General features: G+C 48.4%; 15 protein-coding genes. 8 read left to right on the forward strand and 7 right to left on the reverse strand.

Features of this window, described 5'->3' with window-relative positions; translation table 11 throughout:
* The first annotated feature begins 55 nt into the window (after positions 1-55).
* From nifB to cobJ, 6 genes are all read left to right on the forward strand, one after another.
* A complete protein-coding gene (nifB, locus tag HUK38_RS02020; RefSeq protein ID WP_182582114.1) occupies positions 56-1,612 on the forward strand; it encodes a nitrogenase cofactor biosynthesis protein NifB in 1,557 nt (518 codons plus the stop codon).
* A gap of 107 nt (positions 1,613-1,719) precedes the next feature.
* The gene (locus HUK38_RS02025; RefSeq protein WP_182582115.1) at positions 1,720-2,067 is read left to right on the forward strand and encodes a 2Fe-2S iron-sulfur cluster-binding protein; all 348 of its coding nucleotides are present in this window, start codon (positions 1,720-1,722) and stop codon (positions 2,065-2,067) included.
* 23 nt (positions 2,068-2,090) lie between these two features.
* Complete coding sequence (locus HUK38_RS02030) at positions 2,091-2,666, forward strand: nitrogen fixation protein NifQ (RefSeq protein WP_338065341.1); 576 nt, start codon at positions 2,091-2,093, stop codon at positions 2,664-2,666.
* Positions 2,641-3,591, forward strand: coding sequence for an ADP-ribosyl-[dinitrogen reductase] hydrolase (draG, locus tag HUK38_RS02035; protein ID WP_182582117.1), 951 nt, complete (start codon positions 2,641-2,643; stop codon positions 3,589-3,591). Before HUK38_RS02030 ends, draG begins: the two co-directional genes overlap by 26 nt.
* Positions 3,592-4,026 (forward strand): cobalamin biosynthesis protein, encoded by a 435-nt coding sequence (locus HUK38_RS02040; protein WP_182582118.1) that lies wholly within the window; start codon positions 3,592-3,594, stop codon positions 4,024-4,026. It begins immediately after the preceding gene.
* 21 nt (positions 4,027-4,047) lie between these two features.
* The gene (gene cobJ / locus HUK38_RS02045) at positions 4,048-4,980 is read left to right on the forward strand and encodes a precorrin-3B C(17)-methyltransferase (protein ID WP_182582119.1); all 933 of its coding nucleotides are present in this window, start codon (positions 4,048-4,050) and stop codon (positions 4,978-4,980) included.
* Between the two features lie 5 nt (positions 4,981-4,985).
* Here the strand turns inward: cobJ and HUK38_RS02050 are convergent, their stop codons facing one another.
* Together HUK38_RS02050 and HUK38_RS02055 are read right to left on the reverse strand one after the other, a co-directional pair.
* Positions 4,986-5,651 carry a transglutaminase-like cysteine peptidase gene (locus tag HUK38_RS02050; protein ID WP_182582120.1) on the reverse strand — a complete coding sequence of 222 codons (666 nt, stop codon included), beginning with the start codon at positions 5,649-5,651 and terminating at the stop codon, positions 4,986-4,988.
* Between the two features lie 50 nt (positions 5,652-5,701).
* Positions 5,702-8,410: a proton-conducting transporter transmembrane domain-containing protein gene (locus HUK38_RS02055; protein ID WP_182582121.1), complete on the reverse strand. Its 2,709-nt coding sequence runs from the start codon at positions 8,408-8,410 to the stop codon at positions 5,702-5,704.
* 618 nt (positions 8,411-9,028) lie between these two features.
* Here HUK38_RS02055 and metA point away from each other — a divergent pair.
* Together metA and soeA are read left to right on the forward strand one after the other, a co-directional pair.
* Complete coding sequence (gene metA / locus HUK38_RS02060) at positions 9,029-10,102, forward strand: homoserine O-succinyltransferase MetA (protein WP_182582122.1); 1,074 nt, start codon at positions 9,029-9,031, stop codon at positions 10,100-10,102.
* Positions 10,103-10,158: 56 nt separating this feature from the next.
* Positions 10,159-13,056 (forward strand): sulfite dehydrogenase subunit SoeA, encoded by a 2,898-nt coding sequence (soeA, locus tag HUK38_RS02065; RefSeq protein WP_182582123.1) that lies wholly within the window; start codon positions 10,159-10,161, stop codon positions 13,054-13,056.
* 60 nt (positions 13,057-13,116) lie between these two features.
* On the opposite strand, the gene HUK38_RS02070 is transcribed toward soeA, so the two are convergent.
* The 5 genes from HUK38_RS02070 to HUK38_RS02090 form a co-directional block, all read right to left on the reverse strand.
* The gene (locus tag HUK38_RS02070) at positions 13,117-14,367 is read right to left on the reverse strand and encodes a DNA methyltransferase (RefSeq protein WP_182582124.1); all 1,251 of its coding nucleotides are present in this window, start codon (positions 14,365-14,367) and stop codon (positions 13,117-13,119) included.
* A gap of 202 nt (positions 14,368-14,569) precedes the next feature.
* Positions 14,570-15,139 (reverse strand): NifB/NifX family molybdenum-iron cluster-binding protein, encoded by a 570-nt coding sequence (locus HUK38_RS15485; protein WP_182582125.1) that lies wholly within the window; start codon positions 15,137-15,139, stop codon positions 14,570-14,572.
* A 197-nt stretch (positions 15,140-15,336) separates the two neighbouring features.
* Entirely contained in the window at positions 15,337-16,338 is a 1,002-nt protein-coding gene (locus HUK38_RS02080; protein WP_182582126.1) for an SLAC1 anion channel family protein, read from the reverse strand.
* A gap of 247 nt (positions 16,339-16,585) precedes the next feature.
* A complete protein-coding gene (locus HUK38_RS02085) occupies positions 16,586-16,756 on the reverse strand; it encodes a hypothetical protein (RefSeq protein ID WP_182582127.1) in 171 nt (56 codons plus the stop codon).
* Between the two features lie 410 nt (positions 16,757-17,166).
* Positions 17,167-24,549 (reverse strand): hypothetical protein, encoded by a 7,383-nt coding sequence (locus HUK38_RS02090; RefSeq protein WP_182582128.1) that lies wholly within the window; start codon positions 24,547-24,549, stop codon positions 17,167-17,169.
* Positions 24,550-24,602: the final 53 nt, after the last annotated feature.

Genomic DNA, 24,602 nt, shown 5'->3' on the forward strand with positions numbered 1-24,602 from the left:
ATAAAGCTAAATTTGCACCCGCATTTTGGTGTTAAAGTTTTTAAGGGGATGCCTAATGAATATTACCCATCTTAAACCAGTCGCTATTGATAATGCACCAGATGCCGCTGGCGGTTGTAAAGCCAATCAGTGCGGCAGTTCAACTGCGCATTTGGCACAATTGCCGGCAAATATTCGCGCCAAAGTGAATAATCATCCCTGTTTTTCTGAAGATGCACATCATCATTATGCGCGAATGCACGTTGCAGTGGCGCCGGGTTGTAATATTCAATGCAATTATTGTAACCGTAAATATGATTGCACGAATGAATCGCGCCCGGGGGTAGTATCCGAATTATTAACACCCGAACAAGCAATACAAAAGGTTCTGGTGGTTGCCACCGCTATTCCACAATTATCCGTTGTTGGTATTGCGGGTCCGGGCGATCCATTGGCTAATCCCCGCCGCACTTTTGCCACACTCGACGCATTAAGTCAGCAAGCGCCTGATTTGAAATTGTGTATTTCAACGAATGGATTAATGCTGCCAAGTTTAATTGATCGGCTATGCGCATACAATATTGAACACGTTACCATTACGATTAACTGCCTTGATCCTGAGATTGGTGCGCAGATTTATCCCTGGATTTTTTGGAATCATCGCCGCATTAAAGGGCGGGATGCCGCACACATTTTAATTGAACAACAGCAATTGGGATTGGATATGCTGGTGGCACGCGGTGTTTTAGTCAAAGTTAATTCGGTGATGATCCCGGGCATTAATGACGAGCATTTGCGCGAAGTAAGCCGCGTGGTTAAAGAAAAGGGCGCATTTTTACATAATGTCATGCCACTCATTGCCGCGCCAGAGCATGGCACCGTGTATGGATTAAATGGTCAACGCAGCCCAACTGCCGATGAATTAACTGCATTACAAACCGCCTGTGCTGGCAATATGCGCATGATGCGTCATTGCCGCCAATGTCGCGCTGATGCGGTGGGTTTATTAGGTGAAGATCGTAATGCAGAATTTGATTTGGCAGCGATTGCAACGCAATCAGTTGATTATGTCGCAGCAATGCGGCAGCGTGCTGAAGTACACGCCAATATTGAAAAACACCGTGCCGCATTGCAACAATCCAGCGTCGCGCAAGTGCCATTGACAGCATTGCGTAATTCAGCGCCAACCAGTGCAATCACGTCCCCTGCTTTATTAATGGCGGTGGCAACGCAGGGGGGTGAATTGGTGAATGCAAGTTTTAATCAAGCGCGTGAATTTTTAATTTACACCGTCACCGCGACTCACAGTCAACTGATTGGTGTACGCAAGAGTCCAGCGCAGTTAAATACCAATAATGATGAATGGCAACAGTCATCAAACTCATTATCTGCCTCGGGGCAAATGACGGTTAATACATTGGCAGGTTGTGACGCTGTGCTATGTGCCACCATTGGTTATCAAGCGTGGGAACAATTAGAAAACGCCCGCATCACGCCGAATAGTGAATACGCGCAACAACCAATTAGCACGGCGCTTACGGCTGTTTACTGTGAATTGATTGCACAGCGCCCAACGCAGCAATCAACCCAGTCAAGCAAGCATTCTATTCCTGACTTATTACGCACCGCGTGATCTAGCAAGTCAATACACTGCCGGGCGTTGTTTCTTAATTAAGTTAAACAACGTCTGGCGGTGGTTGAGTTTTTTATTGTGTTCATTCATTTATGGAGTCGTTATTTATGGCACTTGTGACCTTTTCTAATCCCGATCATAAGGATAAAACGGTGTATGCCGTCGCTGGCAGTCACACCGACACGCTCTTGAAACTGGCAAAAGAAAATAAGGTGCCAGTGCATTTTGATTGTCAAGATGGCGAATGTGGTCATTGCGTGGTGCGAGTTACCAGTGTAGATAATAAAGCGCGGATGGGTTATTATTTGACAGATAAAGAGCAGACGGTTCTAAAGCAGTTGGGCAAATTAACTCAAGATCAAATTGACCAATTGCACGTTGATGACATGCCGAGTGAATGGCGTTTGGCGTGTCAAATGATTGTGCGCGACGAAGACATCCTCGTCGAGTATTAAAAACCGCTGCTATGATAGCCGCCGTGTCTGCTCCGCTTGAGACAAATCACTCTGCCGCAATTCGCTATGCGCAATTGATGCAACATGCGGCGGGTTGGGGTAACGATCATGTTTTTGCCTGCATGATTTCTAGTCTCTGCGCCGTGACCAATGCACTGCCTGATTGGTTAGGATTAGAACCGGCGGCGTTTCACTGTTTAATGCGTTATCATTTTCCTGGATTAAATCTTGGTAATGAACCGAACATTCAACGCCCATTCCCAATACAGCGGCGCGATGAAGCAGATGAATTAGTGCGTTTAATGTTAATGGATAAGGCGGGCGCATCACCATCTGAGGTTTGGATGGCGCATGTCATTGCCGCTGGTTGTTTAGCGAACGATCATTTGTGGTATGATTTAGGTTTATGGCAACGCGCAGATTTAACTGATCTCATGCGGCGTAATTTCCCGGCGCTCGCTGCCCGCAATACAAAGGATATGAAATGGAAACGCTTTTTGTATAAACAATTGTGTGACGCTGAGGGGATTTATTTATGCCGCGCTCCATCCTGTGCCGTATGTTCAGATTATCATGCATGTTTTAATTCGCCGTCGTGAATCGCCATTATTAGCGGGTATTGCTGCCACTAATGAGTTGGAACAGCGCGCTATTAGTGCGTATTTAGGTTTAGCTATTGGTGATGCCTTTGGTGCAACGGTTGAGTTTTTAACGCCGCGTGAAATTAAAGCGCAATACGGCGAACATCGTGAATTGATTGGCGGCGGGTGGTTGCATTTGAAACGCGGTCAGGTCACGGATGATACTGAAATGAGTTTGGCGTTGGGCGACAGTATTTTGCAATGCGGTCAAGTGGATGCGGTCGCCGCCGCCGAGGCATTCAGCGCGTGGATGCGCACCAAACCGGTGGATATTGGCAACACTGTACGGCGCGGCATTGCGTATTACCGTCGCACCGGCGCCACTTGTGTCCCAGAAAATACATACGATGCTGGCAACGGGGCGTGTATGCGCTGCCTGCCCGTTGCATTGGCGACGCTGGGCGCTGATCTGGCGACTGTTGTACAAACGAATCAGTTGCAAGCGCACATCACCCACCACAACGCGCAGTCGGATCACGGGTGCGAGTGCGTGATTCAAATGGTGCAAGCGGCGTTGCTTGGCGAAAAATTGCCGATATTACAACAACATGCCGATGCGTTGGTGGCGACGGATAACCAGTTTGCCTATCAGCGCAAGCGCGAAGAAAATCCCAGTGCGTTTATTGTCGAAACCCTGCGGGCGGTGTTCCAAACGCTTGTTTCTACTGATAATTTTGAGCAAGCCTTAATTGATGTCGTCAATCGTGGCGGCGATGCGGACACGACCGGCGCAATTGTCGGTATGATTGCGGGGGCGCTGTACGGGTCGAGCGCGTTACCAGCGCGGTGGCTTGAGGCGCTTGATCGGCATACCGCGTTGCGCGTCATCGAACAGGCACGCGCTTTGCTTGAATTATCACCGTTGCGCCAACATCCAGTCTAATTGAACCCGCAATTACCCGATTTATCCCGCTCGCGCCTTGCCCTCGGACTTGGCTGCGATCGTGGCACGGCGTTTGCGGCGCTCGATCAAGCAATTGATGCGGCGCTGACGTTAATTGGTGCCGAGCGTAATCAAATTGCCGTGATGGCGACCATTGATCGCAAAGCAGATGAATTGGGTTTAATTGAGTTAGCCGCCCATTATCAATGGCCAGTTTATTATTATTCCGCCGCGCAATTAGCGCAAGTGACTGTTTCCCAACCATCAGAAACCGTGCGTCATTATATGCAAACGCCGAGTGTGAGTGCGGCTGCTGCGTTATTAGCAGCCCATGCTGGCGCGAATAACACCGCATTACAATTAGAGAAATATCGCTGGCGAGCGGCGAGTGGACATCATGTCACCGTGTCGATTGCTGCAATGACTGTTGAATAAAAAAATATTGTTAAATCTTGCATGAACCATCACACGCAGTCGGGTTATTTATTCTTGGTTGGCATTGGTCCGGGCGGGCGAGCGCAAATGACTGGTCAAGCCATTAGCGCAATTAACCTCGCCGATACCATTGTTGGTCACACCACCTATCTACGCCTGATTGCCGATTTAATTAGCGATAAAGTTGTGATTCGGCGCGGGATGACGGCTGAATTAGAACGCGCCCAATTGGCGATTGAACATGCGCACGCGGGGCGGACGGTTGCGCTCATTTCATCAGGCGACAGCGGCATTTACGGCATGGCCGGTTTGACGTTTGAATTACTCATACAGCAGGGTTGGCAACCCAATAGCGGCATTCGCGTTGAGGTTATTCCAGGTACAACGGCTTTAATCACTTGCGCGGCATTAGTTGGCGCACCCTTGAGCCATGATTTTTGCGCCATTTCATTATCAGATTTATTAACGCCGTGGCCAATCATTGCACGGCGCTTACACGCGGCTGCATTGGCTGATTTCGTGATTGCATTGTATAATCCCAGCAGCGGCAGCCGCACTCGTCATATTCAAGAAGCGCAGCGGTTATTATTAGCACAGCGCTCGCCAACCACACCAGTTGCTTGTATTCGAGCCGCCTATCGTGCGAATCAACATGTACACTTCAGCACATTAGAGTTGCTGAATGAATGTGAACTTGACATGCTAACGACGGTATTGATTGGTAATAGCCAAACTTGTATTCACCATGACCAACTAATGATAACTCCACGCGGGTATACGAATAAATATTCACCTGCTTTAATTCCATTATCATCGGCTGCACCCTTGCCAGATAACCTCGCTGACTTTATTGCAACTCTACGCGCTAGTCACGCCACACCGGCGCAATTGGCAACGCAATGGCAATTACCGCAAGCATACATTTTAGAATTATTAAATCCAGAATTAGACTAGCCATATCAGTGCGATGACAGGTCTAGTTGCATTCGCTGTTTTAATTCTTGCCATGCGTTTAAGTGCGCTGAATTGCCCACCTGTTTGCCGCTGCCAATTGTTTTAGCCATCCACAATCCAGTCCCATTAAAACTATACACTGGCACTAAATCGTCACGCTGAGTCGCGGGCAAAATCTGCCGATTAAGATTGTCTAAAACCAACGGTGACGCATTCGGTTTAGCGAAATAAGTCAGTACCATGTGAGGTTGGTTATAATTCGTTGCGGTGACATAGGTCATCCGCAATTTATTTTCGTCAACACCTAACTCCAATAACGTAAAGTATTTAGCAATCGCAAAATCTTCGCAATCACCGCCATGAGTTGTTAATAACTCTAACGGTGTTGCCCAATAATCCTCTTTTCGCCAGTGATGCGCATCATCAATAAAGCGTATTTGATTAAAAAAGTCATTCACCCGTTGGAGTTTCTCTTCATCAGTCGCCAATGATGAATGATTCATCAATACTTGCCATTGTGCCACTCGCTGACCAGCACTTCTACCATATTTGGCAATGATTTGTGCCAATTCTGCAGATGCAATTAACTGTGCCGATAAACTCAATTGCGTTACCAGTGCTAATCCTGTTGTTGATAGGACGAGCCAAGTGTGGGCGTTGAACATTCGCATCTTATTAGATGGTATAAATAATGCGATACTGCACATCAGTAAGACATTTTTTAATTTAATCGCTGTTGTGCAATTGCCACCCAATGTAATGCGGCATCTGGGAAAATCCCAGCGAATAAAATCAGTGTTGCCAAACCTAATAATGGTGCTAATAAACTATGTGGTAGTTCACGCACTACAAGCGGTGGTGTTTCTATAGGTGCTTGCCATAAACGTATGATGATACGATACAAAACTAGGCCAGTGGCAAGACTGCCAAGAATTGCAATCAATCCTGAAATAATCCAACCATTTGTAAATAATGCTTGATAGATAAACCATTTAGAAATAAAACCGACTGTCGATGGTAAACCAATTAAACTGGCAGCGCTGATTAAAATAACCGCTGCTGTAAATGGCATTTGTTTTGCCAATCCACCGAATTGTTGCCATGATGTCGCGCCACTTTGCCGTGTAATAGCCATCACAGCCAACCATAACAAACTTAACGCTAACGCATCGGCAAATAAATGCAATAAACTGCCCGTATTACCCACTCGACTATTTGTCAATAAACCTAATAATAGATAGCCTGCCTGCGCAATACCTAACCACGCACAAGCTGCCCAAACGTCGCGCTGTCTAAATGCAACTAGGGTAGCAATGCCAATTGTCAGTGTAGCGCTACTGACCAATAGATTGTGCAGATTTAACCAAGTAAATAACCAGCTAATAGAGAGCAATTTTTCATAACTAAATGGAACAAGAATTGCGATAACAATACCAAATAAACCGAGGCGGGCGGTCACAGTGGTTAAAACGATAACAGTAGGTGCATCGGTATAGCGATGGACGGGTATTTGCCAATGCGCCCAGGGGATTAAACCCATGCGTAATGTAAAAGCACTTCCGAATAAAATGACTAATGATGTTATTTGTACAGCAGTCAAGTTTGTCAATGCTGTATAGTGAGAAGGTAAATCTAAACTGCCCGTCGTTGCCAACCAAAAAGCAATTGCGACTAACAATATTAATGAACTCGTTAGCATTGGGAATAATTGACGTATGGACCATAACCAGGTGATATTTTTAGAATTGAAAGTCATAAACCATGCTGACCAACTGACCAATTCCCAACTCAGGAAAAAGGTCAACCAATTATGGCTGCCGATTAAAAACAATATGGCTGTGACGTGAACCGCCAACGCCACCACAATACCATGAATGGTTTGTGAGGTTTTACTGTTTTGCCAATATGAATCGGCCGCTAATATCCAAGCACAAATAAACCCTGTACCAATAATTAATAACGCAAATAACCAAGCGAGGCCATCATAGCGCCATGTAAAAAATGATTCGTTGATCGGCAACGGGATAGGTAAATTGACGGTCCAAATTGCTTCAATAGTTTCTCTTGATAATATGCCTGTTTGAGTTAAAAACCAAAATTGCATTGCGTACCCAAACACTAATACTTTGAGCGACCAGCGCCAACGTCCAACAAAAATAGCCAACCCGATTGTCAAACATCCAGTGATTAATAACGCATTCAGTGGATTAAATGATTGCCAGCGACTTATTGTTAATAATTCGATAAGATAATCCCATGTATTAATATTTATTAAATGACCATTAATACTGATTAGATACCAAAGCATTCCAATTGGTAATAAAACGAACAGCGTGGCAATTACACTGGCAAAGCTGATGTCTAACCAGTGTGAAAATTGGGTTGCCTGCCATAATTGAATTAAATCATTTTTGTTGGCGTGATGTGTATATGTCAGTTTGTTTTTATTTTTTGTTAAATAGGCGTGCTTTCTTGATTTAAATAAACTACACACATAGTATATCCAAACAAACGCTATTCCGAGAATGGCGATTAAAATCGTTATTAACATTGTTAATTGAACCCCATTTGCTTGGTGTGCAATACTAAACACCAACCAGAGTTGTAACCAAAAACCTGGCAACGGTGGGATACCAAGCAGTGATAACAACAATAAAATAAAAACGGCGGTTGCAAGCGGTGTATGATACTTAATTTGAGTACGATAGCCTGTAGTATTTTGCCAATGAAAGGTAAGCCCAAATAATGTGATGATGATTAAGGCTTGATGTGATGCCCAAAAAAGTGCCAATCCATTTGTGTTGGCGATTGCTATTATCAATGCGAACAAACCCAACTGAATAAGGCTTGTTACAATTAATAGCTGCAAGATGTTTTGATAAGTTCGTGTCAATAAAAACCCTGTTGTTAATAACGGAATGCCTAATAAAGTCAACAGCGGCATGACACCATCATCTAACCACTGTGCAAGCGCAATGAGTAAAACAATTGGTAATAATACGCCAAGAAAAATGCTGATACGCGCCGCAGTAAGTGTGCCAATTGCTGCCAATCGCCATGCGTGTTGCGATAAGATCGCTATTTTTATTCCAATGCCTAATATTACGAAGTTAGCCCCGCTTGCTAACGATATTGTTAATAGATCTGGTTGCCCGATGACGAGTAGCAAACCAATTAACATGAGCAGAGAACTAATTAGCAACACCCAACTCTGTAATTGAGTGATAATAACTTTTTTGGATTGAGCTGTTAATAAAGTTACTAGTAACATAATGGCGCAAAGTACCACCAACTCTGTGCCAAAATAAAGCCAGAAAGCGGTATGGATTTGTAATAGAAGTGCCATCACGGTTGCTAATAACAGCAGCCAGATTGCATGGCGCTGCGGTTGAAAAACATCTTCGCCGCGCCGCCACAATAATGCTGTCATTAATAATACAGCGTTGCTACTAATAAATGGTAACAAGTGGCTATTGATTTGATACCAATTAATAAATACGTTAATTATGACACTTGTTAACAGTACCAGAGGAATTAATTGTAATAGCCACAGTTGCAAGTAACGCCGGAATAATTGTAAACATACAGCAAGAATAAGCGGCACAATCGCTGTACAGCTGAATGATAATAGTTCAGCTTGTGACCAAAATGACAAAATAGAAATCGTCATAGATTTAGCCAGCCATGTGAAAGTTAAGTTACTAAAGCAGAAACGTATTATTCAACTTAATACATCACATCAATGCGATGTTAATTAACCTGTTTGCATTTTTAATGTATATTGTGAAGCGTATCATTCAACATTACACAATATGACTGCTTGAGTTTGGGGATCAATGGGCGTATTGTTAACATTGTTTTACAATGGCTCGCAACCATCACTGCGCTACCCGTAACCAGACTGTCTAGCCATGACGGTGCTTAGATAGAGGGGGTCTCTGTCATAGTCGGGAAAGTCATGTCTATCTAATGTATCAGGCAACGCCCATACGCGATAGAAATCAATTAAAGCGTGTCACATCACGCATGTTTTAATTAGCTGTTCATTATGCCACTGGTTGCACATAACGCCCTTCCAACTTTTGAACGCCTCCGTCGAGATGGTCAGAATATCTTAGAGTCTGACCGTGCATTACAACAGGATATTCGGGAATTGCATATTGGCTTATTAAATATGATGCCGGATACCGCATTAACAGCAACCGAGCGGCAATTTTTCCGTTTAATTGGTCAAAGCAACCAAATTGCCCAGTTTTATGTGCATCCATTTTCATTAGATGGACTACAACGTTCGCCAGAAACTATGGCGTATATTAAGCGTTATTATGAGTCATTTAATGAAATTAAAACACAAGGACTAGATGCACTTATTATTACTGGAGCGAATGTTGCCGGGGCAGACTTATCTCAAGAACCATTTTGGCAACCATTAAAAGAAGTGGTAGATTGGGCAACAACACAAGTTACTTCTACCGTGTGTTCTTGTTTAGCAACGCACGCCGTCATGCAGTTCCGTTATAATCAACAGCGCCGTCCACTAGGATTCAAACGCTGGGGTGTCTATCCGCATCGAGTCGTGGCACGTTATCATCCGTTGGTCAGCAATGTGAATACGTTATTTGATGTTCCGCATTCAAGATTTAATGAAATTACGCGGGCGCAATTTGAAGCAGTAGGATGCCATGTATTAGCAGAAAGCGCAATGGCCGGGGTACATCTTGCCGTCAGTGACGATGGATTAAGATTAATCATGCTACAAGGGCATCCCGAATACGACACCATCTCTTTATTAAAAGAATATAAACGTGAAATTCGCCGCTTTATTAGCAGTGACCGTGATAATTATCCCCCATTTCCTGACCATATTTTTAGCGTCAAAATTAAAGCGATTTTAACCGAATATCGTGAGCGCGTTGAATACTGTTTAATACATAGACAAACGCCGCCAGAGTTTCCAGAAGCGCGCATTGCAGCCGGATTGGATAATACTTGGCAAGATACTGCTGAAGGTGTCATGGATAATTGGATGGGTTTAATTTATCGCGTGACGCACAGTGATCGCCGTATTCCATTTATGGATGGCGTGGATCCGCTTAATCCGTTAGGCTTGTCATTTAAATAGTTTAGGTCATGTCAATATTTCTTGATTTTCATTCACTCATTAATTAAAGGTTTGCCATGCTTGATCCCGCCGCCCGTTCTGATCGTGATATTGGCCGCAGTGAAATAAAAGAAACGACTTGCTATATGTGCGCGTGTCGCTGTGGAATTCGTGTTCATTTACGCGATGGCGAAGTGCGGTATATTGAAGGCAACCCAAATCATCCATTAAATGCCGGTGTAATCTGTGCAAAAGGTTCATCCGGTATTATGAAGCAAATATCGCCTGCGCGATTAACACAGCCATTAAAACGTAAGGCTAATGCGCTACGCGGTGAATCCGAATTTGAGGTGATTTCTTGGGATGAAGCCTTCGCATTATTGCAAGAACGGTTAACGAAAATTCGCGCCACTGATCCAAAACAATTTGCATTGTTCACCGGACGCGATCAAATGCAAGCGCTCACGGGTTTATTTGCTAAACAATTCGGTACGCCGAATTATGCTGCGCACGGTGGTTTTTGTTCGGTCAATATGGCAGCGGGCTTAATTTATACGATTGGCGGCTCGTTTTGGGAATTTGGTGGGCCAGATTTAGAGCGCGCTAAATTGTTTGTGATGATTGGCACGGCTGAGGATCACCATTCCAATCCATTAAAAATTGCGTTGTCTAAATTCAAACGGCACGGCGGGCGGTTTATTTCCATCAATCCTATTCGCACGGGTTATTCAGCCATTGCGGACGAATGGGTACCAATTAAACCCGGCACCGATGGCGCTTTGTTATTGGCGTTAATTCACGAAATCATTCGACTGGGGTTGTTTGACCGTGAGTTTTTAGTGCAGTACACCAATGCGGCCGAATTGGTCAATGATGATGCAAGTAGTGATGATTACGGATTGTTTTGTCGTGATCTTGATGCAACCGTGACGGAGGGTTGTAGTGATCCCGAAAATAAACTGTGGTGGGATCGTGATCGCGGGCCGATATTAACGCGCAGTCGTGATGCCAATCCGCGTTTAATGGGTAATTATACATTACCGAATGGCACGGCCGTCAAACCGTCGTTTCAATTATTAAAAGAGCGGGTTGAACCCTATACACCGGAATGGGCGGAAGGCATTACTGGTATTCCAGTTGAGACTATTCGACGATTAGCGCAAGAAATGGGCGTTACGGCGCGGGATCAAAAAATCGAATTACCTATCACTTGGACGGATTGCTGGGATAATGAACATCAATCGGTGACGGGTAATCCCGTTGCTTTTCATGCCATGCGCGGATTAGCAGCGCATTCTAATGGCTTTCATACCATTCGGGCGCTCGGGATTTTAATGACATTATTAGGCACGATTGATCGGCCGGGGGGCTTTCGCCATCGCGCTCCATTCCCGCGCCCTATTCCGCCGTGTCCAAAACCGCCGCATCATCCTGATGCCGTACAACCGAATACGCCATTAGATGGTTTACCATTAGGTTGGCCGGCGCGCCCCGAAGATTTATTTGTTGATGATAATGGCGAACCGGTGCGAATTGATAAGGCATTTTCATGGGACTATCCATTGTCAGTGCATGGGTTAATGCACAACGTCATTACCAATGCGTGGCGCGGCGATCCGTATCGCATTGATACGCTATTTTTATTTATGGCAAATATGGCGTGGAATTCATCAATGAATACGGTTGGCACCCGCCAAATGCTGACCGATAAAGATGAGAATGGCGATTATAAAATTCCGTTTTTAGTCGTGTGCGATGCCTTTTCATCGGAGACGGTGGCCTTTGCCGATTTGGTATTGCCTGACACGACTTATTTAGAACGGCATGACGTGTTTTCTATGCTTGATCGCCCCATTTCTGAATTCGATGGGCCAGTGGATTCGGTGCGTATTCCCGTTTTACCGCCCAAAGGTGAATGCCGTCCATTCCAGGAGGTGTTAATTGAATTGGGTGGGCGATTAGGATTGCCAGCTTTTGTTAAAGCAGACGGGACGCCGAAATATCGCAATTATCCCGATTTTATTGTCAATTATGAAACGTCACCCGGGTCGGGCATTGGTTTTCTTGCCGGCTGGCGCGGTGAGTTTGGTGAGAAGTTCTTAAAAGGCGAACCCAATCCGCGACAATGGGAATTATATGCGGCAAATAATTGCGTGTATCATCACGAATTGCCGCGCAGTTATCAATACATGCGCAATTGGAATAAAGGCTATTTGCATTGGGCGCGGGCGCATGGGTTAACCCGCTGGGCAGAGCCAATTACATTACATATTTATTCAGAAGTTTTGCAACGGTTTCGTTCCGCTGCATTAGGGAAACGTGCCGGACGGCAACCGCCAGATCGCTTGCGTCAACGCATTGCTACCTATTTTGATCCATTGCCGTTTTATTATGAACCATTGGAGACAAGTTTAATTGATAAACGCCGGTATCCATTAGCCGCTTTAACGCAACGCCCAATGGCGATGTATCATAGTTGGGATAGTCAAAATGCGTGGTTGCGACAGATTCATAGCCATAATTATTTGTTTGTGAATCCGCGTTTTGCCGTAACGCATGGGATTGATGATGGCGATTGGATTTGGGTGGAATCGCATTTAGGGCGGGTGCGGTGTCAATGTCGCTTTTCTGAAGCCGTGGAGCCGGGAACGGTGTGGACGTGGAATGCAATTGGTAAAGCGGCGGGGGCATGGGGTTTAACACCGCAAGCGGATGAATCACAGCAGGGCTTTTTATTAAATCATCTCATTGGTGAAGAATTACCCGGCGGGGATGATGAAACGCGGTTTTCTAATTCAGATCCGGTGACTGGACAGGCGGCGTGGTTTGATTTGCGGGTGCGGATTTATAAAGCTGATGCAACAGAACCGCAGGTCACGTTCCCGCAATTTACGCCAATGAAACCATTGCCTGGTCAAGAACCGCGACGGGGAAAATGGCAAGCCTACGTTGCTGGTTTATTCCGGCGTTCATAATTGGTTGACTGTCGTTTAATTGTTCCTGCGTGGTGGCGCAGGAATGATTTTTTCAACGCGCTATTCACACTTTTTCATTACTACAATGTATTCGTTATTCATGGTCGAATCCGTGCGGCCGACGATATTGGTTGGGCTATTTTTTGACGGCATTCGTTTATTCGGAATATTGCGGATCACCGTTTCAATATGCACAAATCCCTGCCGCTCGAATAAACAACGAGTCACTTCATCGGTCGGCAAAGTGATGCCCTTCACTTTACGATTACCCACAACGTAACACACATGCCCGCCCGGTTTAACTGTTTTAGCAACGTTTTCAATGGATTGCTGATACTCCCAATAAAAGGCGCTGACCTCGTTGGCGCGTTTATCATCAATTGCGGCAATTTGTTCCATTGCAGAATTAAATTCATCTAATTCACATAAACTACCGGCAGCGGTGCGTTTTATTTGCCCGCCCATCAATTGATTATCAATGTGAGCGGCGCCATCAATACCCAGCCATTCATTCGCTAATCGGGAAAATTGACCATAGGCGACGGTGGTGCGACTGTCGCCGTAGGGTGGCGAGGTGACAATCAAATCAACACTGCCATTTTCAATCTGTTCTATGTGTTCAACGGTATTAAATGCACAGACTCGGCTGGTCGCGGTGCAGTGCATGTCCAGCAACGCTTTTAATCCCCGTTTATTGCGGGCTAATTTGCCCTGAATTAAACCGAACACGTCGGGATTAAACCGCTGCATTTGCTGGGGCGTCATTCTAAACAGTTTGAATTCACCATTGCGCGTCCAACTGCTTTCGCGCACTGTTTCACTAAACGCCACCTTGAAAAAATTGGCAATGGATTCATCGGTAATGCCGTTAATAAAAGTATTCACCACCGCCAGTTGTGTTTGAACGGGTGGCGAAAACCAGTAATCTATGTTTTTAATGTTCGGAGTGACAACGCTGATTTTGTGAATATCAAACAGAATAGAAAACAGGTAATCACTAAAGTCTTTTAAATATAAATCCAACACCTGTAGATTGAGTGGTGTCGTTTTTGCCTGTGCAATGAGGCGCGCCAGTGGATTTAAATCCGTGCCAATGGCGTGAATATTTTTGCGATTAGCCTCGACTAATGAGGTGCCGGTGCCGCAATAGGGATCGAATAATAACTTGGCATGTTGGCCGTGTTGTGCAATTAAACGCTCGGCAACTTGCGGGATCATCATGGCTGGGTACGCATGAAAACAATGCGTGGATTCTTTGGTATTAACGCCAATGAAATCCCAGGTGGAGTCAGAATAGGATTTGTTGGCCATTCACCAGCACATTTGCGGATGGTTTAATAAGATGCGGAATGGATTGAGAATAAATCGAGCGCGGGGAGTGTGGTTCTTAATTCCCTCTCCCAGCGGGAGAGGGAGAAATCTATCCTAATCTAGTTTTGATCGTTCCACGCTGGCGCATTAAGAACAATCAAATAAGCACTTAATAGCCAGAGGAATAAACAACAGGGCGGGATTAATGCTGGTGACGCCCATTGCCATGCTGGTGGCGACCATGCCCGCAGCCGCAACCGCCCTGCTCCGCGGGCGTGGCGTGGCGTTCATCGCACTCTTCTTGCGAACGCTCCTCGTGACCGCCGCAACACTCGTGGTCAGCGCCCACCGCGACCGCCAAACGTGGATCCGCCGCCGTGTCAGGGTCGGCATCGTCATCATCGTCGTGATCGTGGTCATGTTCATGCTCGTGATCATGCGGCGCCGCCGGCGGAAGTGGGCGCTGCGCTACCAATGCTGCCAGCGCGGTCTCAATTTCGGTTTCGCTGGTGGCAATCACCTGAATACCCGCCCGCCCCATGCGCTGCATAAAGCCCGCGCCCGCCCCGCCAGTCAAGATGGCGTCGAGCTTGAGTTGATAGAGCGGATGATCGGCTTCGTGATAATCGTGCAATGACATTTTCTTTGGTAAATCAAGCCGTTCGACCTCTTGTGCGCCGTCAGCGGCAACTTCATACACAATAAAACGACGGCTTTTGCCCGCGTGACCAGTGATGGTGCGGAAGTTTTGGCTGGAAACTGCAATACGCATAGTGGAATGATCCTGTGATTTTTTAATTGCGGCGTGAATGAAAACAACACGGCGTGTTGTTGGTTATACACTATTTGGTGACTAATGGTGAATTATCAAGTGCCAACAGTGCTGTGGTTGAAAGTATTGATTGGTCACAAAAGATCGCGTTCCCACGCGGCCGCTGGGAACGATCAATGTTTGAGGGCGGCGGTTTATTACACCTGCGGCACACAGATTTTTTCAGCACCGACCGCTTGGGCAGTGCGAAACAATAAAAACACCACCATTAACGTGACGAAAGTTAACAAACACCACGCAATGACGGCAAAGGCCGTTAATTGCGTGACCTGAAACATGATGATGGTGGCGACGGTAATGGCCGCGAGTGGAAATGAATACACCCACCATGATAAATAAAATTGAATACGCGCAAAGCGTTGCGCTTGCGTGATTAATAACAGTGTTAAAAATAGCCCGCTGTAATACAGAATGCGCCCAAAGGCATCAAGATCGCTGGTTTGCATTAAACCAATTAATTGGGCGTAGGCGATAAATCCAACGGCGGGTGGCGCGATGAGAATAAAAAAGGTCGGCATTAAGCGGTCAGGGAGTGGGTTGTGGAATAACACGCGGTAAAAGATGATGGCTAATAATACGAGCCAGAAGAGCATGGCGATGCTAAAGAAAAACCATGATAATTCGGTATAGCCTAATGGAACGCCGGCTAATGGGACGAGCGCGTTGCCGACGATGGGAATGAACCACGCGGGGTTGATGTGGTGAATATCCAATTTATTGTGGTGTAACCAGACGCTCATAATGTAGAGCGTGAGGATTAAATGTAACCCAGTGCCGATCAGCCAAAATCCCGTTGCTAAGATGGGTAGCGATGGCAGGAAGGCGGCGGCGAGTAATAATAAACTCATCGAAATGGTTGGGAAGAAGTTGACCTGAATAGGATGGGTGAATTCGGCAATGACAGTGTCACGGTAGCGAATGAACTTGAGGCAATAGACGCTGGTGGTGAGAATGAATAAACCGAGTGCCACCCAACGTAGGCCGCCGGCCATGTCGGGTTGAAATGCAAATAAGATTTGCGCTTTTTGCCAGGCAAGGGAGACGCCGGTTAATCCCAAAATGATGGAGAAAAATGCGACGGGAAATAATTCTAATCGTGACGGGGTGAGTGGAAAGGGGGCGGGATTGGAAACAGTCATAATTGCGAATCGTGTTGCGTGAATAATGGGGTTAATTAAGTTGGGGTGGTGGTGGTCAATTCAAGCGCGGGGCGGACACCTTGTGAGGTGCTAGTTTAAGCCAATCGAGCGGCATTGGCATTGCGTACTGTCAATTGGTCGCCAAACAGCTCGGCTGACTCTCTCTTTTTGCGGTGAGGCGGTATCACGAAAAAAACCGCTGTTCCATTCATCACCAATTGTCAAAAATTGAATCGTTTATTTTATGCTACCACACTTTTGGTTGAAAATCGGCGGGTGTATCTAATTGAAATACGCCTTCGTGAATTCGTGCTACATACAACCCTTCATTTAATACTTGTGCGCGTAAATCGGGTAATATAGTTAAACTACCGCAACATGATTTATAAAATGGAGTAGTTGATTGGGTTGTCCGCAAATCGCCCCGCGATCAATCCACTATCATCAATCGGGCAAACCAACATTCCCGCTAATAAACCGATGACGCGACGGCGGTTGGTTAATTCCGATTCAACCAAAGGTTCATTCAACTGAATTGGGTTGAACGGGCGGGTGGGAAATGTTGGGTTGTGTGCCGTTTGGATTGGTTATTCATTATCAACACCGCGCAAAGCACACAACCCAACCTACGCGGCTATATTTCAATCACCCAATAAAAAACCCGCCGATCAATTTATCATCAATCGGCGGGGATGTATTGTTAAATCTGTCAGCCCTGTTAAATCCCCCAACCCCCCTTTTGCAAAGGGGGGCTTTTCTTTCTTACCCCCTTTAACAAAGGAGAACTTTCTTACCCCCCTTTAACAAAGGGGGGCAGGGGGGATTTAATCAATCAATTTCCAACCAAATATCGGCTAATTGATGCGCCTGCCCATCGCTGGTTTCATACACACCAATTAAACCAATTTGATTACCGACCGCATCCGTCGGAATCTCCACCGCTTTACTCGCCAGGCTGAATTGCTGGATGTTGAGTTCGGTCAAACTCAGCAATTCTTCCGCTTGGCTGTGACCATCTTGGTTGATGTCGCGCCACACTTGCAGTTGCCCGAAGCTCGTATCGGCGGCGTTGACCACGCCATCGCGGTTGCTGTCCAAGTCAGCCAGTGCCACGAACCCGTCGCCGGCGCGGCTGCCGTCGGCTAAGGTCGTGCCGCTGCCGAACAACTCGCTGCCGTCGTTGACCATGCCGTCGCCGTTGCGATCCATGACTAACCAGCCGTCGTCGCCATTCAACCAACCCACGCGGGCGCTGTTGCCGGTGGCGTAGAGGTCGAAGGTGACGCTGCTGTCGCTGACGGCGATGGTGGCGATGCCGTTGTCGTCCAAGTCCAGCGCCAGCGGGGTGGCGGAAAGGGTGCTACGCTGGGCATCGCTCATAGCTAGGATTTGAGTACCTGTGAACGCCAATGTTGTCGCACAACTCAAGGCGGCGAGTTGCGCGGTAGTGATCCCGGTCAATCCAGTAATGGAGGGGATTTGCGCAGCAGTTAGCTTGGCAAAGGCGTCTGTCGTCATGCTGCCAATCCCAGCAGCGGGTAAACCTGACACAGCACTGAGGGACATGACAGCTACCTGTGCCGGCGTGATAGCAGCGATCTGTGCTGCCGTCATCGCAGCGGTATCCAGTGCATCAAGCCCGCTAAAGGCTTTTGTTGAAATGGCCGCAATCTGCGTTGCGGACAAGGTGAAGTCAACCGCTGCATCAGCCTCAGGCACCCCAGTTCCATTGTCAAACTCGATCAACTTGAATGCCGCAATTTGCGTCGAACTGAGCGCCGCAATTTGTCCGGTGGTCAAGGATCGAATCAGCCCAAGTTCCGTGTTTAAATTCCACTCTGCAATGTGATCCTCCGTTAAACCAGCAATGCCGCTTGTGGAAATCAACGGCAGTTCGGTTGCATCTAGGGTATTAAATTGCGTTACCGTCAAGGACGCGATGTGCGCACTTGTCAACGCGCCAAGTTGGCTATCGAACAAATACTCCATCTTGGCCGCATCACTCAATCTCGCCAGTTGTGCTGTTGTCATACCGGCTAAGGCGGCATTTGAGATATTGTCAATCTTGCCAGCCGTACCCAACGCATCAAACTGCGCCGCCGTCAACGCCGCCACTTGGGTACTTTTCAACGCTCCAACTTGGGCATCTGACAGAGCGGGAATTTGACCCGCGGCTGTCAACACCTTGATCTGCGCGGTGGTCAACGCCTGAATTTGCGTGGTGCTGAGGTGAGGAATGTCAGTAGCCGCAATCACCTGGATTTGACCGCTGGTCAGCTTCGCAATCGCCGCTGTGGAGATGGCAGAGATGCCGTTGGTATTGGCAAACAGATCGGTGATGTCCTCGTTTGGTATTGCCGGGATTTGTTTCGTCGAAAGCGCCGCCAGTTGCGTACTGGTCAAGGCCAACCAATCCTCTTCTATCAACCCACCAATCGCGCTGGACGACAGCGCGGCAAATTGCGCCGAGGTCATGGCGGCAAAGTCTTCCTTGTTAAAACCTTCCAGTTGCGCCGAGCTAAACGCACCGAGGACTGCCGCTGACAAGGCTTTGGCCTGATCGGGTGACAACGACGTCAAATCACCCGCTTGAAATCCCGCCGCTTGCTTAGAGGTAAAGGCCGCGAGTTGGGCGCTGGTCAGCGCTTGTATCTGATTGATTGGTGAGGCAAGTCCAGCACCATCAGTATCATCATTCAACGCCTTGATTTGCGCCGTCGTGAGCGCGGCAATTTGCGCGGTGGTCAGCGCCGCAATGGTGGCTGATCCCAGTTTTGCAAAGTCAGTCGTACCCATCGCCTCAATCGCAGCGGTGGACAGCCAGGGAATTTGCGTACTCGATAAACCACTCAAATCGAGCTTGCCAAATTGCGCGCCCGTCAAAACTGCCAACTGGGCGCTGGTCAACTGCCCAACGTCAGCCGCTTCAATCACGTCAATCTGCGTCGCCGTCAGCGCCTTAATCACCGCCGTTGAAATGGACGGGACTTGCCCGGTGGTCAAATCATCAATCACCGCAGCATTTAACCCCGCCGCTTGTGCCAAGGTCAGCGCCGCGATCTGCTGATTCGTCAAGATTGCAATGTCATCAGAACCCAACGCAGTGAGCATCGCGGTTGGCGTCAGTGCCGCAATTTGCGCCGGACTGAGGGCGAGGAAGTCATCCGTGCCAAACGCGCTCAACTGCGTGGCATCCAACGACTTGAGCGCCGCTGTTGACAGATGACCAATTTGTGAAGGCGTGAATGTCTTCAGTGGGTCAGTCGCCACAGCCCCAATTAATCCATCAGCTTGGCTACTCGTGATTGCCGCCAATTGCGATGGCGTCAAGACTTGGGCTTGGGCTTGAGTCAGGCTTTGCAAAGCCGTTGAGGTCAATGCGGCAATTTGCGCGGGGGTGAAGGCCACCAGTGCATCCGTTATAATGGTTGCAAATTGCAGCCCAGTCAGCCCTTTGATCGCCACTGTTGGCAGAGCGACGATTTGCGCTGAATCAAAGTTTCCGAATGTCGTGGCACCAGTGAGTTGACTGCCTTGCAATGCACCAACCTGTGCGGCGGTCAACTGGTCAAGATCAGCGCCAATCGCTTCGATCTGTGGGGCGGTCAACGCCTTTAATGTTGCCGTGTTGATGTACGGGATTTGGGCGGCGGTCAAATCCGCCAAATCTTCACCCGCAGCAGCGGACAACCCCCCAACTTGCTTGGAAGTCAGCGCGGCAATGTGCGCGTTATCCAACCCGCTAAAATCAACTGCTGCCAGCACGTTGATTTGCGCGGAGGTCATGGCGGCAAATGTTGCGGTTGGCAGTTTGTTAATTTGCGCGGCAGTCAATTCGCCAACGTCCGTCCCCAATCCTGCGATCTGTTTAGCGGTCATGCCGGCAAGTTGAGCGTCCGTGAGATCACCAATTTGCACCGAACTCAGCTCATCCAACGCCTCCGAAGACAGGGCGCCCAGTTGCGCGCCGTCGAGGCTGCCAACCGCCAACCCTTTGACTTGCGTCGTGGTCATGCCCGCAATGGCGGCGGCGGAGAGGTACTTAACATCCGTGTTCAGTGCTGCCACCTGTGCCGAACTGAGCGCCGCTACCTGCGTATTTTTGAGTACCGCCAATTGGGCAGGTTGCAATTGTCCGATCTGACCGCCGTCACCGGGCGCTGCTGTCTGGGTGGTCAAGTTTGCAATTTGCGCAGTGGTCAGCGCCGGTATTTGCGTTGTGGTGAGCAACCCAATTTCAACAGAATTAATCACCTTGATTTGCGCACCGGTCAATGCAGCCAAGACGGCGGTTGGGAGTGCGGTGATTTGCGCGGTGTTTGCAGTAGCAGCGCCGCCGCCACCATCGGGGTCTTCGTTCAACGCCGTCATTTGCTGCAAGGTAATGCCCGCCGCCTGCTTGGCAGTCATCGCGGCCAATTGCGCAGTGGTCAAGCTGGCAAACTGCGCCGTCGTCAACACGTTGATCTGCTCGGAGTTCAGCGCACCGAAAGCAGCCGGCGACAAGTCGTCAATATTCGTCGCCGCTATTTGGGCTAATTCCGCGCCCTTCAAGCCCGGCGCTTGCTTGGCACTGAGCAGGGATAAAAAGGTTTTCGCATCAAAAGTGGTGTCCTCCAATTGGGTTTTACTCATCGCCCCAATCGCAGTGGATGTCAGCAACGCCACCTGCGTTGAGGTGAGGTTAGAAATATCTACATTTGCCGCTTGCAGCGCATTCATACCGGCAATGGTGGCATCTTTTAAACCGCCATGATTTAGCTCTGCAAATTGCTCGGTCGTCATTGCTCCCAGTTGGGCGCTGGTTAATGCCTTCACTTGGTCGGGGGTCAAATCATCAACGTCATCAGGCGTAATGGCTTGAATTTGCGTTGTTGTTAGCGCCGCAATCACCGCCGTCGGGATGTACTTGATATTGTCTTCAGTGGCTACAGTAGCGCCAAGTGCGCCAATTTGGGCGCCTGTCAACCCGGGCGCTTGTTTAACAGTCAACGCCTTGAGTTCCTCTTGACCCAAACCAGCAATGTCAGCCGTATCTAATCCAGCAATGCCCGAGGATGACAACGCGGCGAATTGGGCGGCATTTAATGAATCATCAATATCTAAAGCAAGCGCCGCGACCTGTGCCGAAGTCAACACCGCTAATGCAGCAGTAGTAAAGGCATGTAAATCGTCTGTGCTATTGAACAATGTCAAACTAGCGGGCGTCAGCGCGGGCGCCTGCTTTGCCGTTAATCCGGCTAATTGATCTGAAGTAATTGTCGTCGCCTGAGCCACCGTCAACGCATTGATCGCCGCCGTCGTCAGCCCGCCGAATTGCGTTGAAGATAAGTCAGTAATAGTCACGCCGCTGAATTGTTCCGGCGTCAAACCCGCCAGCGCAGCGGACGATAATTTGCCAACGTCCAATTCCCCAATTTGCGCTGCTGACAATACCGCCAATTGACTGCTCTTGAGGGCGCCAATTTGCGTTGAGTTTAATTGGTCAATTTGGTCATTTGCTGCGTTATTGGCAGTCAACGCCTGAATCTGCGCGGTTGTTAATGCCTGAATCTGCGCGGTCGTCAACTCATCAATCACACCCGTCGCAATCTTACTGATCTGCGTCGGCGTCATTGCCGCCAGCGCCGCCGGCGTGATGTTATCAATCTGACTACTGGATAAAGCAGCAACCGCTGCATCTATTAACCCGCTGATGTTCTTTGACGTTAGCCCGGCAATTTGCGCTTCACTCAGCGCACCAACATCACCGGCATCAAAAGTCGCCACGCTCGCCGTTGACAATGCACCCATTTGTGCAGTCGTGATGACTTTAATTGCGTCTGCTATACCGAGTATTGCCGCCTGCTGCGGATCACTCATTGCCGCAATCGCCGCAGTGGTCAGATTATCAATTTGCGCGGTAGTTAATTCGCCCAAACGCAACGGGTCTATTCCGGGCATTTGTTTAGACGACAGCGCTCCAACCTGTGCTTCGGTCAAGGTTTTGAGATCATTAGCGACCAGCCCTTTCAATCCATCAGATGAAAACGCCGCAATTTGCGCCGTCGTCATGGCGGTGAAATCGGCTGCTTCAAGTGCTTTCACTTGGTCAGAATTGAGTGCCGCTAATACCGCCGACGATAAACCGGCGACCTGTGCTGGCGTGAAATCAGGCAAATAAAGTTTATTTAATCCCGGCGCTTGCGTGGCTTTAATTGCCGCTAATTGGGAGGGGGTTAATTTAACAGCTTGACTCGTAACGGCATCCGTACCGGGTGTTAATGCAGCAAGTGCATCCGATGACAGCCCAGCAATTTGCGCCGTTGTTAATCCGGGAATCGTGACTGGGTTAATTGAAGCAACTTGGGCAGTCGTCATTCCCGCCAATGCACTGGGCGAAAATGCAATGATTTGCGTTTGATCTAATGCGGCAATTTGGCTATTTAAGCCAGTAGTGAGTACACTCAATTGGTCAGCAGTCAACGCGGCCAATTGCGTGGTGGTCAACGCCTTAAAATCGGCGGTTTGAATTGCCTGGATTTGACCCGCCGTATCAAACGATTTAATTGCCGCCGCTGACAGCGAAGGCATTTGCGTTGCAATCAACGTTGCAATGTCATTCGCATCCATCCCTTTGATTTGAACGGAAGTCAACGCCGCAATTTGCGCATTGGTCAAACTGTCAAAATCTGCCGCTTCAATTGCCGCAATCTGGGTTGAGGTTAATTTGCCGATAACCGCAGTGGGCAGCGCGGCGATTTGCGTATCACTGAACTTGGTCAACGTCGCCTCAGATAAGCCCGCCGCCTGTTTCGTGGTCATGGCCGCGAGTTGGCTAGTTGTCAACGCCGCCGCTTGATCTTCGGTTAAGCCCGCCAATGCCGTTGAGGACAGCAACCCAAAGCGGTCGCTGGAGAGATCGTCAATGCTGTCAAATCCAGCATCCCCCGCATCATCTGCATGCGGCACACTCGCCAATTGTTCTGCGGTCATCCCTGAAATCGCCGCGGTCGAAAGCGCATTCAAATCTAGCTGCCCAAACTGCGTCGGACTCATGGCCGCGAGTTGAGTACTCTTGAGCGCCGCGACTTGCGGGGCTTCCAGGCTGGCAACTTGACCACCAACGGTATCCGTCAACGCCTGAATTTGTGCAGTCGTGAGCGCCTGAATTTGGCTCGTGGTCATTTTGACAAGATCATCAAGCGCAATGGCTTGAATTTGCGCGGCACTGAATGCTGCCAATACTGCGGTTGGAAGCAACGATATTTGGTCTGTTGTCAGAGCAATAATATCTGCCGCCTCCAAACCCGGTGCTTGTTTCGCTGTCAACTTGGCGATATTGACGCCTAAGCCTTTGAAATCTTCAGCTTCCAGCGCCGTGATCTGCTCCGATGTTAGAGCCGCCAACGCAGCGGTGGACAGGGCGGCAACCTGTGTTGAGTCCATTTTCGTCAAATCTTCGCCATCAATGGCAACCACTTGTTTCGTCGTCAGCGCCGCAATCGACGTCGTGGACAGACCGTCAAACTGGGTGGTGGTCAGCGCCTGGATTTGCGTGGTGGTCAGCGCACCAAAGGCACTCGGCGACAACAGGTTCAGTTTTCCAATAGATAAATCTGCCAAATCTGTCGCGGAAAACCCGGGCGCTTGGGTCGAAGTGAAGGCGCCGAGTTGATCGGCAGTGAAGGCCTCAAGGTCGGCATCTTCAAATCCCGGCAGGGCGCTGGACGACAGCGCCTTGAGTTGCGCGGTACTGAACAGCTTAACTTGGTCGTTGCTTAAACCCTTCAGTTGGCTTTCAGTTAAGCCCGGCATCGCAGCGGTTGACAGCGCCGCGACTTGATTATTGGGCGCTGTTGTCAATGCCGCCAAATCATCCGTCGCCATGCCGGCGAGTTGTTTGGACGTGATCGAGGCGATTTGGTCGGTGGGCAAGTTGGGAATGTCAGCAGCATCCAATCCCTGTATTGCCGCCGGCGAAATGGCCGCAAATTGTCCTGTGACTGTGGAATTCAGTGTTTGCAGTTGTGCCAAAGTCATGGCATCAACTTGCATCTGCGTTAATGCTGCAATGTTTTCGGTCGGGAACGCAGCAAACTGTGCTGGCGACATCACCGCGATCATAGCGGCTGTTAACGCGGCAACGTTTGCGGTTGGCCAACTCGCAACATCGGCGGTAGTAATCGCCGCGACGTGTTCAGGAGTCATGCTAGAGATAGAGGAATCCATGAGATATTCTCCGATGAGTGGCAATGAAACAACGGTACTTTAGATATAACGCC

Source organism: Thiospirillum jenense (assembly GCF_014145225.1).
Classification (GTDB): Bacteria; Pseudomonadota; Gammaproteobacteria; order Chromatiales; family Chromatiaceae; genus Thiospirillum; species Thiospirillum jenense.